Source organism: Bradyrhizobium sp. (assembly GCF_030654605.1).
In the GTDB taxonomy this organism is placed as follows: Bacteria; Pseudomonadota; Alphaproteobacteria; order Rhizobiales; family Xanthobacteraceae; genus Bradyrhizobium.
Window position 1 is genome coordinate 12,212 of record NZ_JAURXB010000241.1, and the last position, 13,172, is coordinate 25,383.

Below are 13,172 nucleotides of genomic sequence, written 5' to 3' on the forward strand. Positions count from 1 at the left end.
TGCGTGACAAAATGTGTCATATTGAACGCTCTGCTCTTGACTGAAATCAAGGGGAAGGTGGGGGATTCAATCTTACCCTGATACGCAGGGTCATTTCAGTATCAAATAGGATACGGAAAGCTGATACATATTCGCAAATATTGTATCCTTTATCGTTTGCATTCACCAAATGCCGATAGAGGGATGCTCCAAGGCGGGTGGCGAATGCGCGACTCCGCTGAATGGCTGAGGAGGACGCGATGAGCACAGCCAAGAACGTCAAGCGCGTTCCGACCCTTTGCTACAATTGCGTTTCCGGTCCCGACTTCATGAAAGTGAAGGTGGAGGACGGCATCGCCACCGAAATCGAACCGAATTTCGACGCACAGCATGTGCATCCGGCGCATGGCAGGATTTGCGTCAAAGCCTATGGTCTCGTGCAGAAGACCTATAATCCGAACAGAATTCTCACGCCGATGAAGCGCACCAACCCGAAGAAAGGGCGCGGCGAGGACCCTGGCTTCACGCCGATCTCCTGGGACGAGGCGCTCGACATTGTGGCCGCCAGGCTGAGAAGCATCAGCGACAAAGGCAAGATCGACGAGGCCGGTCTGCCTCGCCTCGCCGTCAGCTTCGGCCATGGCGGGACCCCGGCCAACTACATGGGCTCGTTCCCGGCGCTTCTCGCGGCCTGGGGCCCGATCGACTACAGTTTCGGCTCGGGGCAGGGCGTAAAATGCGTCCACTCCGAACATCTCTACGGCGAATTCTGGCACCGTGCCTTCACAGTGGCTGCGGATACACCCAACACGCGCTACATCATTTCGCTCGGTGCCAATGTCGAGGTGACCGGGGGGCCTTGCGCCGTCACCCGGCACGCCGACGCGCGCGTGCGAGGCTACAAGCGCGTGCATGTCGAGCCGCACCTTTCCATCACTGGCGCCTGCTCGGCCGAATGGGTCCCGATCCGTCCGAAGACCGATCCGGCATTCATGTTCGCCCTGATCCATGTGTTGCTGCATGAACACGGGCTCGCAAGACTCGACGTGTCCTTCCTGCGTGATCGCACCGCCTCGCCCTATCTGGTCGGGCCGGACGGGCTCTATCTGCGCGATTTCGTCAGCGGCAAGCCGCTGGTCTGGGACGAAGCGAGCGGGCAAGCCGTGGCCTTCGATACGCCCGGGGCTGCTCTGGCTGTTGCCGGGCGCTATCGCGTGGCCCGCGCCGCTACCGTCGACGCCGACGCCGCGAGGCGCGAATATTCCGATGTCGAAGGCGCGACCGCCTATCAGATGCTCGTCGATCACATCGCGCGATACACGCCGGAATGGGCGGCGGGAATCTGCGACGTGTCTGCGGCAACCATTCGCCGTATCGCCGGCGAATATCTCGAAGCCGCACGTATTGGCGCGACGATCGAAATTGAGGGTGAGACCCTGGCGTTCCGGCCGGTGGCGGTGACGCTCGGAAAGTCGGTCAATAACGGCTGGGGCGCTTTCGAATGCTGCTGGTCGCGCACCGTGCTTGCGATGCTGGTCGGCGCGCTCGAGAATCCGGGCGGCACGCTCGGCACGACGGTGCGCGTCAATCGTCCGCAGGACAATCGTCATCTCAGCGTGAAGCCGGGCGAAGACGGCTTCATGGCGCAGCATTTCAATCCGACCGGCAGTAACAGCTGGCGCCCGGTGCCGGAGACGCGCAACCTCCATTCGACGCTGGTGCCGATCGTCGGCCGCAACGGCGGCTGGAGCCAGGCGCTGGGCCCGACGCAGCTCGCCTGGATGTTCCAGGAGAATGTGCCTGCCGACTGGACCATGCCGAAGCCGACCTATCCGGAAATGTGGATCGTCTACCGCTCGAACCCGTCGATCTCGTTCTGGGAATCGCACCGCCTCGTCGAGGCGGCGGCACGTTTCCCGTTCATGGTCGCCTTCGCCTATACGGTCGACGAAACCAACTACATGGCGGACCTGCTGCTGCCGGAAGCTTCCGATCTCGAGTCGACGCAACTGATCCATATGGGCGCGACAAAATACATGGAGCAGTTCTGGGATTGTCATGGGGTCGTGTTGCGGCAGGCCGCTGTCCCGCCGCAGGGCGAGGCCCGCGATTTCACCTGGATCACCACCGAACTTGCCAAGCGCACAGGCCTGTTGCCCGGATATATCGCCGCGCTCAACCGCGGCATCGCCGGTGTGTCGCCCCTCAAGGGCAAGGATTACGATTACTCGCTCGATCCGGCCGCGCCGCCCGAGCCCGACCAGATCTGGGACTCGGTCTGCCGCGCCGCGACCAGAACGCTGTCAGAGGGCAGGGAGGAGCACGGACTCGACTGGTACAAGGAGCATGGGTTCTACGCCGTTCCGACGTCGCGTCTGCAGTGGTATCTGACGCCGACCATGGAGAAACAGGGGCTGCGTTACGAACTGCCCTATCAGGAACGCCTGCTGCGTATCGGGCGCGAATTGGGCAATCGCCTGCACGAGCAGAAGATGCGCTGGTGGGACGAGCAACTCTCTGAATATGTCGCGCTGCCGGTATGGGACAACGTGCCTGCCCGCTGGGAACGCGAGCTGGTCCATTCAGGCGCTCGAATCGAGGACTATCCGTTCTGGCTGCTCACGACCAAGAGCATGCAGTATCACGCGGGCGGCAACGCCGCGATCGCGATGATGCACGAAATATCCGAAAACGTGCGCGGCAATACCGGGGTTATCATCAACGCGGACACGGCCGCTACGCTTGGCATCGCCGAGGGCGATCGCGTCGAGGTGCGCTCGCATATCGGCGCGACCTACGGCAAGGCATCGCTGACCCAGGGCATGCGGCCGGACACGCTCGTCATCGTCGGCCAGTTCGATCATTGGGCGACCCCTTTCGCCAAGGATATGGAGCGGGCGAGCCTGAACACGATCGCGCCGATGTCGCTCGAGCTCACGGACGCCACCGGCTCGGGCGCGGATATCGTCCGCGTCGCCGTACGGCGCATGGCGAGGGCCGCCGCATGAGCAAGCGTTACGCCATGGTCATCGATCTGCGGCGTTGCGTCGGCTGCCAGACCTGCACGGCCGCCTGCAAGAGCGCCAACGCAACGCCGCCAGGCGTGCAATGGCGCCGCGTGCTCGATATCGAAAGCGGCAAATTTCCCGACGTGAGCCGCACTTTTCTGCCGGTTGCATGCATGCATTGCGCCAATCCGCCCTGCATGCATGTCTGTCCGACAACGGCAACGAAGCAACGCGAGGACGGTCTCGTCACCATCGACTACGACATCTGCATCGGCTGCTCCAATTGCATCATGGCCTGCCCGTATGATGCGCGCTCGATCGAACACGACCCGCGCTACGCCTACGGCGAGCCGATGAAGTCCGAGATCGCGCGCTTCGATCCCGAGCGGCTGTCGGTGGCGACCAAATGCACGTTCTGCAAGGAGCGGATCGACCTCGCCGCCGTCACCGGACAGACGCCCGGCCTCGATCCGGACGTCACGCCGGCCTGCGTCAACTCCTGTATTTCGGGTGCAATGCATTTCGGCGACGTCAACGACCCCGACAGCAATATTTCGATGCTGCTGGCCGAAACCCGGCATTTTCGGATGCATGAGGAACTGGGAACCGACCCGTCAGTCTACTACATCTGGGACGGGGCCAAGGCATGAGCGAAGCCCGGAAGACCGGCGACCGGGTGCTGCCGCGGCAGCAGAGCAACTGGGACGCGCGCGCCGCTGCCAATTTCATCTGCGGCGGCGCCGGCGGCGGCCTGTTGCTTGCGACCGCGCTGGCGTCCGTGCACGGCGAAGACCTGCGTCCGCTGGTCGTCGTTGCGCTCGCACTTGTCGGCGCCGGCCTTCTTGCGGTCTGGTTTGAGATCGGTCGCCCGTGGCGCGCGCTCAATGTGTACCTCAATGCGGCGACGTCGTGGATGTCGCGTGAGGCGATGATAGCGCCGTTCCTGTTTGCGTCCGGCGCAGCCGCTGTCCTGTTCAACTGGCCGTTGGCGTCTTGGATCGCGGGGCTGCTGGGGCTGCTTTACCTCTATTGTCAGGCGCGTATGCTGCACGCCAACAAGGGCATTCCAGCCTGGCGACATGCAAGCTGCGTCGGCATGATGGTCGCCACGGGCGTGGTCGAAGGCGCCGGCCTGCTGTGCGCGGGCGCGCTGTATTGGCCCGGACTGGTGGCCTTCGGCGTTTTGCTCGCCGTGCTGCTCGCCGTGCGCTTGCTGGCGTGGCGGAAGTATCTCGCGTCGCTGCGCAGCGCAGGTGTCCCGGTCGGGACATCGAAAGCGCTGAACGCGCTCGATGTGCGGTTCGTCTGGCTCGGCCATGCCGCGCCTGCCGTCCTCGGCGTCGTGGCGAGTTTGGGCGGACTTCCTCTGCTCGCGGTGCTGGCGGGCGTTCTCGCGGCGGCCACCGGTGCCTGGTTCAAGTACACCTTGGTGTGCCGTGCAGCCTTCACGCAGGGGTTCGCTCTGCCGCAGACGCCGTCGCGTGGCGGAAACAACGCCGGGCCGGGCGTGCAGCCAGGTTGGAATCGCATACAGCCCGAATAGCCGGCCGGTGACCGCAAATCGTCCGAACAAACGGCAAGGTTGGATGCGGGAAAGACCATGTACGAAGTCCGCCGTTGATTTTCAAACGGACCCGTCCGAGCTGCAACCCCGGAGGGTCGCCTCCTGCGATCCTCCGGGTTACAATGCGGTCATGAAGAATCGTTTGCTGGGCCAGTGGATTGAGAAGCAGCTGGCCGATCGTCCCCTGCGGGCGAATTCGCTGATAATCACGATATACGGTGACATGATCGCCCCGCACGGCGGTACGGCCTGGCTCGGCGGTCTCATCCGTCTGGTGGGGCCGCTTGGACTCAATCCGCGCACGGTGCGCACCTCTGTGTTTCGCCTCTCGCTCGAGAAATGGCTGGTGTCCGAGCAGATCGGCCGGCGCAGCTATTACAGCCTGACCGCGATGGGCCGGCGACGGTTCGAACATGCCTTCCACAGGATATACGACGATGCGCGTGTCGCCTGGGAAGGCGACTGGCAGATGGTCCTCACACCCGGCGACAGCCTGACGCCGGCGCTTCGCGACGCGCTGCGTAAAGAGTTGCTCTGGGCGGGTTATGCCGCCATCGCTCCTGGCGTTTTGGTTCACCCTTCGCGGCAGACCGAGGAGCTTCTGGATATTCTACAAATCGCCGGCGCGCATGACAAAGTGATCGTGCTGCAGGCGCAAACCCTCGGCGCCTTGTCCAGCCGGCCGCTGAAGGAATTGGTGGATCAATGCTGGAACCTGGGCGACGTGGCGGCCGAATATCAAGCGTTTATCGATCGCTTCCGCAGCGTGGCGCGTGCGCTGCGCAGCGCATCGACCCTCGATCCCGAGCAATGTTTCATCATCCGTACGCTCTTGATGCATGAATTTCGTCGCGTTCAGCTTCGCGATCCTTGCTTGCCGCGTCAGCTTCTGTCGGACAATTGGCCCGGTGACAGGGCCCGGACCTTGTGTCGCGACATCTATCAGCTCTGCTGGGGAATGACCGAAGCGCATCTGATGCAGATGCTGGAAACGGCAGATGGGCCGCTGCCGCGCGCGGCGAGGAGCTTTCACTCGCGGTTCGGCGGTATCGCATCCGATGATGCCGAACAGGCCGGCTCATAATCGATTGGCGCCGTTTGAATTGCTGCAACCATCGCCCCGGGCCGACTGTATATCGATCGATCTCGCGACCGCGGAGGCGCCCCCCTTACTCCATCGGCGCCGCCAGGCTGCGGCAGATACTTTGGCGGCGCCGATGGGGGATGGCGCGTTTACATGATCGAACGGAACAATGTATCTCGTTTCGCGTCCGCCAGCACCCAGGTGGCTGGTCTGGTCCAGGAGCCCGGAACTTCGGATGGGCTGGCGCGGGCGCGATTTTCAAGGAGAAGATTTCTTTCGTCGCTGCTCCGGTCACGGCAATAAATCCACTGTGAATCATTGGTGGGACGAAAGCTGCGTTGCTATTTCCGTAGCGCCCTCGACACTTCGCTCAGACCGGACCATTTTCCATTGAGGCGCTGGTCCGAGGAACCGTGGTTCCGACTGGCGTAGAGGAAGTAGCCCATGCGACAATTGCGTTCATTGCTGCGCGCCGCGCCGTCCCGGATCGGACGCCGGCTCAAGCTGATCGTCGCCATTGCGGCTGCCAGCCTGCCGTCGGCCGGCGCCTAGACCCTCCGGGCGGCCGATGCCGTCTTATTGATACCGGTCAAACAATCTCCCTGTGATAGAGCTATATGGACCTGTCTTGGCGCTGGGCGCGAGGGGAAGGTTCCATGTCGCGATTTGTCGTTCGATTCATGAAGGACGTGCTCGGCGAAAACGGCCGGCACGCCGAAATCTGCCAGAGCATCGTGGAGGTTGACGCCGCAAGCGAGGGGCACGCCACCGAGCTGGCCAAGCAAAGATTCTGCGAAACCCAGTCGCTTTGCGACTGGTCGCTGCATGCGGATCGGATTCAGGTCAAGCAGACCGATTTTCCGTCCTGAAGTTACTCGCTCGCCGCGCCTTGCGCTTGACGCTTTTCGGCCGCCACCCGCAGGTTGGTGATGGTGGTGCGCGTCGAAATCTGCTCCGGATCGGTGCATAGTTCGAGCAGCGCCGCGCGCCCCGAGCTGATGGCGCGCTCCAGCGCCGGCGCAAAATCCGCTGACTTCGTGACGCGCTCGGCATGCGCGCCCATCGCCTGCGCCATCGCCACGAAATCGGGATTGACGAGGTCGGTCCCGACGACGCGGGAGGGGTGCTCGCGCTCCTGATGCATGCGGATGGTGCCGTACATGTTGTTGTTGAACAGCAGGATGATCGGCTTGCCGCCGTGCTGCACGGCGGTCGAGATCTCCTGTCCGCTCATCATGAAGCCGCCATCGCCGACGCAGCCGATCACCACGCGATCCGGATGGACCAGCGATGCCGCAACCGCCGCCGGCACCGAATAGCCCATCGCGCCGTTGGTGGGCCCGATCTGGCGGCCCGGGCGGGCGTAGGTCAGAAAGCGTTGCGGCCAGCCGGTGTGATTGCCGGCGTCGAGCGTGACGATGGCGTTGTCGCCGAGCCGCTTGCCCAGTTGGAGCATCGCGGCGGCGACGTCGAGGTCTTGGGTGCATTCAACCGGCGTGACGGCGTTGAGATAATCGGTGCGGGCGGTAGTGCGCCAGCCGCTCCAGCGGTCGGCGGCGAACCAGCTGGCATCGGCAAGGCCTGCCACGAAGTTATCGGAGGACGACTGCACGGCGATGTCAGGCGTAAACACCTTGCCGAGTTCGTTGGCGTCGGCGTGAACATGAATCAGTTTCGGCTGCGCCCTGGGTGACGACAGAATGCTGTAGCCCTGCGTAGTCATTTCGCCGAGGCGTGCACCGATCACCAGCAAAAGGTCGGCTTCCTTGAAGCGTTGCACCAGCGCGGGAGGCCCTGAGGTGCCGAGGTCGCCGGCGAAGCATGACGACCGGTTGTCCATGATATCCTGACGGCGGAACGAGGTCGCGACGGGAATGCCGTTGGCCTCCGCAAAAACTTTCAGTTGGGCGCAAGCGGCGTCGCTCCAGCCGGGACCTCCGGCGAGGATCATCGGCTTCTTCGCGCCTTCGAGCAGTTCGCGAATCTGGGGGAAGGCCTGCGCGGCGGGGGCCGGTTGCGTCGCATGATAACGAACTGCATCGCCGGACTGCGTCACCTCGGTCAGCATGTCCTCCGGCAGCGCCAGCACCACAGGGCCCGGGCGGCCCGAGGTCGCGATGTGGAAGGCGCGCGCGATGTATTCGGGAATCCGCGCGGTGACGTCGATCTGCGCCGCCCATTTGGCGACCGGGCCGAACATCTGGCGATAATCGATTTCCTGAAACGCCTCGCGATCCATCATGTCGCGGCCGACCTGGCCGACCAGCATGATCATCGGCGTCGAGTCCTGGAAGGCGGTGTGGACGCCGACCGCCGCATGGCACGCGCCGGGGCCGCGCGTCACCATGCAGATGCCGGGCTTGCCGGTCAGCTTGCCATAGGCCTCGGCCATGTTGGCGGCGCCGGCCTCGTGGCGGGCGTTGACCAGCTTGAAGCGGTCGCGCACGTCGAACAACGCATCCAGCACTTCCAGATAGCTCTCGCCCGGTACGCAGAAGGCCATGTCGGCGCCGTGGATCAGAAGCTGGTCGACCAGGATCTTGCCGCCGGTGCGCGCGTTGGAAAAGGGCAGGGTCATCGGGTGGTTCTCCAGGAGAGCGATGTTGTGGTCATCGCCGTTTGTTACCGCTATATCCATCGTTTGAGGTCTTCAGGTCAATCTTATCCGTATAGCGCCGCCGCTGCAGCCTCCGCCTCCGGAACCAGATCGTAACTGTAGAGCTGCTTGCGGAATTCGGCGTGCGCGGTGATCTCGGCGTCTCTCACGCCGAGATCCGAATATGCCGAATCGTAGCGCAGGCCGCTGGCGCGCGCGCCGCGTTGGACCTCGGCGACGCGTTCGCGCCGGAGCCGCTCATAGGCCAGCAAGGCGAGGGGAGCCGTCGCCCGGTCGGCACGTCCCAGCATGATGGCCAGCGCCATCCCGTCCTCGATCGACTGATTGGCGCCTTGTCCGAGATGCGGAAGCATCGGATGTGCGGCATCGCCGAGCAGGCTCAGTCTTCCCCTGCTCCAGCCCGGCAGCGGCTCGCGATCGTACAGCGCCCAGCGGAACGTCTGCCGGACTTCGCCGAGCAGCTCTTGAATGCGCGGATCCCAGCCGGCGAATTCCCGCCGCAGCATGTCGGGATCGCCGGGGGCCGACCATGATTCCTTCATCTGCTCGTCGGTCGGCACGAAGCCGACGTAGTTGATCAGTTTTCCGGCGCGCAGGGGAAAGGTGAGGAAGTGCCGCCCGGGTCCGAGCCACATCTGCCAGCGGTCGGTCGGCCAATCCGGAAGTCGCTCATGCGGCACCAGCCCGCGATAGGCGACCGAACCGTGGAACACCGGCTGCGACGGCGGAAATACATGCGGCCGAAGTTCGGAGTGGATACCGTCCGCGGCGATGACGATATCGGCTTCCACCGATGCGCCGTTGGCGAATTTCACCCGGGCCGTGTCACCGTCCTGCTCGAACCCGCTGCAGCGATGCCCGGCTCGCACCGTTCCCGGTGGCAAGGCCGCGGCCAGCAGGTCGACGATGTCGGCCCGGTGCATGCCGAAGGTCGCGTTCCAGCCGGAGGCGTCCGTCACCTGGACCGGTGCGATCGGCACGCCGTCCTGGCGGAAGTAATGCGAGTTCCGGCCGAGCCGCGCGCCCCATTTTTCTACCGGCGCTTGCAGTCCCATCCTGTGCAAATGCCGCACGCTGTTCGGCGTCAGGAACACGCCGGCGCCAATCTCTCCGATCGCGGGCGCCTGCTCGTACACCGATACGGTGATTCCCCGGGCGGTCAACGCCTTGGCTGCGAACAACCCCCCGATGCCGCCTCCGACGATCGCGACACGGAGAAGGGGCTGCGCCATGATCTGATCCTTGTTCTTGGTTCTTCTGCGTGAAAAAATCTGTCGCGGCGTTGTATCCTCACAGACGTGAACAGGCCAAGGCATTTTGCGAGCATTGCAGCCGACACTGGAAGACATCGATGGGTATAGGGATTTTCTATGCGCGCGCCGCGGCGACGCTGCTGTTGCCGATCGCGCTCTCCGCCACGCATCCGGCGCAGGCGCAGGACTACCCGGATCGCGCCGTCAAAATTGTCGTACCGTTCGCCGCCGGCGGACCGCCGAACATCACGGCCAAGATCAATGCCGATGTGAACGAGGCGCTGCGTCAGCCCGAGTTGCAGGAACGCCTTCGAAAGCTGTCGGCGGAGACGTACGGCGGCTCCATCGAAAAGACCGCGAAGTACCTTCAGGAAGAGGTGGAACGCTGGGGCAATGTGATCAAGGCGGCGAACGTCAAGCTGCAGTAAGGAGCGTCATTTCCGGCTGGCGCCGGCCCTTGGCTTGTTCGCCTTTGTCACGTAGCGCATCAATTCCGTTTTGACGTGGTGAATGTGGGCGCGCAGCAGATCAACCGCCTGGTCGAACTGGCCCTTGCGGCAATGATCCACGATCAGGGCGTGCTCGGCCTCGGCGCGGCGCAGGCCTTTGGTCATGACGAGTTGCAGGCGTGTATAGCGATCCGATGAATTGAGCAGGCGCGCTACCATGGCTTGGGTCTGTGGCCGGTCGGCGCGGGCATAGAGCGTGGCATGAAATGCCGTATTGAGTTCGCCCCAGCGCCGCACGTTCCGCGTCCGCAACTCTCCGGAATATTCTTTCAGGATGCTGGTCAATTCCGCGAAATCATCCTCGGTCAGGCGCGGCGCCGACGTCTTCAGAAGCACCGGTTCGAGCAATTCGCGCAATTCGAAGGTCTCTTCAATTTCAGTTGGCGACAGTCCGGCGACAACCGCGCCCTTGTGAGGCTCGCTGCGAACGAGACCCTCGGCCTCGAGCTGAACCAGCGCCTCGCGGATGGGCGTTCGGCTGATGCCGAGTTCAGCCGCCAGAATGTCCTGCCGGATCGGCTGACCGTCCCTGAGTTCGCCGTCGAATATCTTCTTTCGAATCTCGTCGGCCGCCGTCGTCGAGGTGGTGCGGCGGGACAGCGGCTGCTTGCGGGAAGGGCTCAAGATTCGATCCAACATTTGTCTGGCGCCGGCATTTCCAGCCTGTCTGCATCAGGTTGTACGGTTTGTCGAGGTGTCGTTCTTCGTCAAACAGAGGATTGGATATTGTATCCAATCTGCCGCCATGATAGCAACGGCCGAACGATGGGAGCGTCGAGCATGGCGAAAGCGGCGAATTGGGAAGGCATATTTCCGGCGGTCACGACCAAATTCAGGGAGGATGGCAGCATCGACCATGCCGAAATGGCCCGTTGCTATCAGCTCAACATCGACGCCGGGATCGATGGCTTGGTCGTCTGCGGCTCGCTCGGCGAAGCCTCGACGCTGACCCAGGACGAGAAGCTCGACATCCTGGCCGTGGCGCGGTCGGTGGCCGACAATCGGCCAGTGCTGCTGACCATCTCGGACGGCGCGACCCGGGAAGCGCAAAGGCTGGCGGAGCGTGGCGCCGCGGCGGGCGCGGCCGGTTTCATGGTGCTGCCGGGACTGCCATACAAATCCGATCCCCGCGAGACCATCGCCCACTATACCGCGGTCGCCCGCGCGGGCGGACTGCCGGTCATGATCTACAATAACCCGGTGGCCTATGGCGTCGATATCACGCCTTCGATCCTCGCCGAGATGGCCGCCGAGCCGCTGTTCGTGGCGGTGAAGGAATCCTCCGACGATATTCGCCGGGTCACCGACATCATCAACCTGCTCGGGGACCGGTACAGGATCTTTGCCGGCGTGGATAATCTCGCCCTCGAAAGCTTCGCGATGGGAGCGAATGGCTGGGTTGCCGGAGTCGGGCTGGCCTTCCCCAGGGAAAACGTGGCTATCTGGCAACTGTACAAGGCTGGTCGCTTCGAGGAAGCTCGGGCGATCTATCGATGGATGAAGCCGATGCTGGATATCGATGTCTCGGCCAGGCTGGTGCAGAACATCAAGCTCGCGGAAACGATTGCCATCGGTTCCAATGACCGGTGCCGCGCACCCCGCCTGCCGCTGATTGGCGAGGAGCGCGCCCGAATCACCGCGATCGTGGAGGAGGGAATTCGACGCCGTCCGAAGCTGCCGGCGCTGGCGAGCGAAGCTGCGTAGGCACCGATGATGGGCAGCCCTGGATAATTCCGCGAGCAGCTCAAGGATTAAGGCTTCGCCGGTTCGAGCGGGGCTTCAACGATAACAAGACGTCATAACTGTTGGGAGAACGAACAATGAAACGGACAGGCAAGACACTTAAATTGCTGGCAGGGGTTTCGCTGCTGCTGGGCGTCCTCGGCGCCCCGGCGACGGCGCAGGACAAGCCGAAGGAACTGAAGATCGGCATCACCACGTTCCTGTCGGGTCCGGCGGCCGTGTTCGGCGAGCCCGGCAAGGCCGCCGCCGAGATGATCGCTGCCGATATCAACAAGAAGGGCGGGATCGGCGGGGTGCCGGTGGCGCTTTCCTTCGTCGATGAAGGTGCCGGCGGTGAAGCGCTGGTTTCGAACTATCGGCGCCTGGTGCAGGACGAAAAGGTCGATGCGACCTTCGCCTCGATCTCGTCGGGGTCATGCAACCAGCTGGTGCCGCTCGCCGAAGACCTCAAGATGCTGAACTTCATGTGGGACTGCGGCGCCGCCTCGATCCTGGAGGCCAAGAAATATCGCTACAGCTTCCGCAGCCAGGCCAACGCCACGCCGGAGATGCTGGCCGTCCTGATCTATCTTCTGAAGACCAAGCCCAATTTCAAGACCATTGCCGTGGTCAACCAGGACTATGCGTGGGGCCGCGAGAGCTGGGAGATCTTCTCGACCGCGCTCAAGCAGATGAAACCGGACGTGCAGGTCGTCGCCGAATTGTTTCCGAAGTTTGGCGCCCCTGACTATTCGACCGAGGTTTCGCGCCTGATGGCGCTGCGCCCGGATGTGGTGTTCACGACGTCATGGGGCGGCGATCTCGACACCCTGGTGCGGCAGGCCGGTCAGCGCGGATTGCTGCAACAGTCGACATTCGTGCTCGCCATCGGCGAATCATCGGTGCAACGGCTCGGCAAGGATCTGCCCGAGGGCCTGATCATCGGCGCCCGGGGCGATCACTGGTTCATGCACCCGGAGAAGAAGAGCGACGCCGCGTTCAAGGCCTTCAACGAAGCGTTCAAGGCCAAGACCGGGCGCTGGCCGATCTATCCCGTCTACCACATGGCGCAGGCTTTCGCGGCGCTGCAGGGAGCGTATGACAAGGCCATCAAGGCCAACGGCGGAAAATGGCCGACGCGTGAACAGGTGGTCGATGCCGCGCCCAATCTGGAGTTCGTCGGGTTCGGGCGGCCGGTCAAGCTTCGCGCGGAGGACAATCAGGGCCTCGAAGCCCAGCTCGTCGGCGTCAGCAAGAAGGCCGACGGCTTCGACCACATGGTGCTCGACAACATGATGATCTTCGACGCCGCCAAGATCACCGCTCCGGCGGGCCAGAAATCGGTCGAGTGGCTGAAGACCCTCAAGCCCGATTTTGCCAAGATGGACGTTCCCGTCTTCCAGCACGGCAAGTAAGCAGGATGCATTGTGCGGGGG

11 protein-coding genes are annotated in these 13,172 nt (G+C 63.3%); 8 read left to right on the forward strand and 3 right to left on the reverse strand.

The features are described 5' to 3' along the window. Positions 1-239: 239 nt before the first annotated feature. From Q7U29_RS21765 to Q7U29_RS21785, 5 genes are all read left to right on the forward strand, one after another. A complete protein-coding gene (locus tag Q7U29_RS21765) occupies positions 240-2,987 on the forward strand; it encodes a molybdopterin-dependent oxidoreductase (RefSeq protein WP_304744677.1) in 2,748 nt (915 codons plus the stop codon). Then, positions 2,984-3,637 carry a 4Fe-4S dicluster domain-containing protein gene (locus Q7U29_RS21770; RefSeq protein WP_304744679.1) on the forward strand — a complete coding sequence of 218 codons (654 nt, stop codon included), beginning with the start codon at positions 2,984-2,986 and terminating at the stop codon, positions 3,635-3,637. Before Q7U29_RS21765 ends, Q7U29_RS21770 begins: the two co-directional genes overlap by 4 nt. Further along, positions 3,634-4,530, forward strand: coding sequence for a DmsC/YnfH family molybdoenzyme membrane anchor subunit (locus tag Q7U29_RS21775; protein WP_304744681.1), 897 nt, complete (start codon positions 3,634-3,636; stop codon positions 4,528-4,530). Before Q7U29_RS21770 ends, Q7U29_RS21775 begins: the two co-directional genes overlap by 4 nt. Positions 4,531-4,681: 151 nt before the next feature. Next, the gene (gene paaX, locus Q7U29_RS21780) at positions 4,682-5,635 is read left to right on the forward strand and encodes a phenylacetic acid degradation operon negative regulatory protein PaaX (protein ID WP_304744683.1); all 954 of its coding nucleotides are present in this window, start codon (positions 4,682-4,684) and stop codon (positions 5,633-5,635) included. A 656-nt stretch (positions 5,636-6,291) separates the two neighbouring features. Beyond that, on the forward strand, positions 6,292-6,504 hold the full coding sequence (locus Q7U29_RS21785) for a hypothetical protein (RefSeq protein ID WP_304744685.1): 213 nt from the start codon (positions 6,292-6,294) through the stop codon (positions 6,502-6,504). Between the two features lie 2 nt (positions 6,505-6,506). Here the strand turns inward: Q7U29_RS21785 and Q7U29_RS21790 are convergent, their stop codons facing one another. Together Q7U29_RS21790 and Q7U29_RS21795 are read right to left on the reverse strand one after the other, a co-directional pair. After that, a complete protein-coding gene (locus Q7U29_RS21790) occupies positions 6,507-8,213 on the reverse strand; it encodes a thiamine pyrophosphate-binding protein (RefSeq protein ID WP_304744687.1) in 1,707 nt (568 codons plus the stop codon). Positions 8,214-8,296: 83 nt separating this feature from the next. Continuing rightward, the gene (locus Q7U29_RS21795; RefSeq protein ID WP_304744688.1) at positions 8,297-9,484 is read right to left on the reverse strand and encodes an FAD-dependent monooxygenase; all 1,188 of its coding nucleotides are present in this window, start codon (positions 9,482-9,484) and stop codon (positions 8,297-8,299) included. Between the two features lie 29 nt (positions 9,485-9,513). Here Q7U29_RS21795 and Q7U29_RS21800 point away from each other — a divergent pair, with 29 nt between their 5' ends. Further along, positions 9,514-9,933: a tripartite tricarboxylate transporter substrate-binding protein gene (locus tag Q7U29_RS21800; RefSeq protein ID WP_304744690.1), complete on the forward strand. Its 420-nt coding sequence runs from the start codon at positions 9,514-9,516 to the stop codon at positions 9,931-9,933. Positions 9,934-9,939: 6 nt separating this feature from the next. Here Q7U29_RS21800 and Q7U29_RS21805 read toward each other — a convergent pair whose 3' ends face one another. Next, positions 9,940-10,638 (reverse strand): GntR family transcriptional regulator, encoded by a 699-nt coding sequence (locus tag Q7U29_RS21805; RefSeq protein ID WP_304744692.1) that lies wholly within the window; start codon positions 10,636-10,638, stop codon positions 9,940-9,942. A 156-nt stretch (positions 10,639-10,794) separates the two neighbouring features. Here Q7U29_RS21805 and Q7U29_RS21810 point away from each other — a divergent pair, with 156 nt between their 5' ends. Next, on the forward strand, positions 10,795-11,718 hold the full coding sequence (locus tag Q7U29_RS21810) for a dihydrodipicolinate synthase family protein (protein ID WP_304744748.1): 924 nt from the start codon (positions 10,795-10,797) through the stop codon (positions 11,716-11,718). A gap of 116 nt (positions 11,719-11,834) precedes the next feature. Further along, on the forward strand, positions 11,835-13,151 hold the full coding sequence (locus Q7U29_RS21815) for an ABC transporter substrate-binding protein (RefSeq protein ID WP_304744694.1): 1,317 nt from the start codon (positions 11,835-11,837) through the stop codon (positions 13,149-13,151). Positions 13,152-13,172 lie beyond the last annotated feature (21 nt).

What these genes read in the sequence shown, in the direction of transcription:
- Q7U29_RS21765 (WP_304744677.1), top strand. Translation starts at nt 240, where the DNA reads ATGAGCACAGCCAAGAACGTCAAGCGCGTTCCGACCCTTTGCTACAAT.
- Q7U29_RS21770 (WP_304744679.1), top strand. Translation starts at nt 2,984, where the DNA reads ATGAGCAAGCGTTACGCCATGGTCATCGATCTGCGGCGTTGCGTCGGC.
- Q7U29_RS21775 (WP_304744681.1), top strand. Translation starts at nt 3,634, where the DNA reads ATGAGCGAAGCCCGGAAGACCGGCGACCGGGTGCTGCCGCGGCAGCAG.
- paaX (WP_304744683.1), top strand. Translation starts at nt 4,682, where the DNA reads ATGAAGAATCGTTTGCTGGGCCAGTGGATTGAGAAGCAGCTGGCCGAT.
- Q7U29_RS21785 (WP_304744685.1), top strand. Translation starts at nt 6,292, where the DNA reads ATGTCGCGATTTGTCGTTCGATTCATGAAGGACGTGCTCGGCGAAAAC.
- Q7U29_RS21790 (WP_304744687.1), bottom strand. Translation starts at nt 8,213, where the DNA reads ATGACCCTGCCCTTTTCCAACGCGCGCACCGGCGGCAAGATCCTGGTC.
- Q7U29_RS21795 (WP_304744688.1), bottom strand. Translation starts at nt 9,484, where the DNA reads ATGGCGCAGCCCCTTCTCCGTGTCGCGATCGTCGGAGGCGGCATCGGG.
- Q7U29_RS21810 (WP_304744748.1), top strand. Translation starts at nt 10,795, where the DNA reads ATGGCGAAAGCGGCGAATTGGGAAGGCATATTTCCGGCGGTCACGACC.
- Q7U29_RS21815 (WP_304744694.1), top strand. Translation starts at nt 11,835, where the DNA reads ATGAAACGGACAGGCAAGACACTTAAATTGCTGGCAGGGGTTTCGCTG.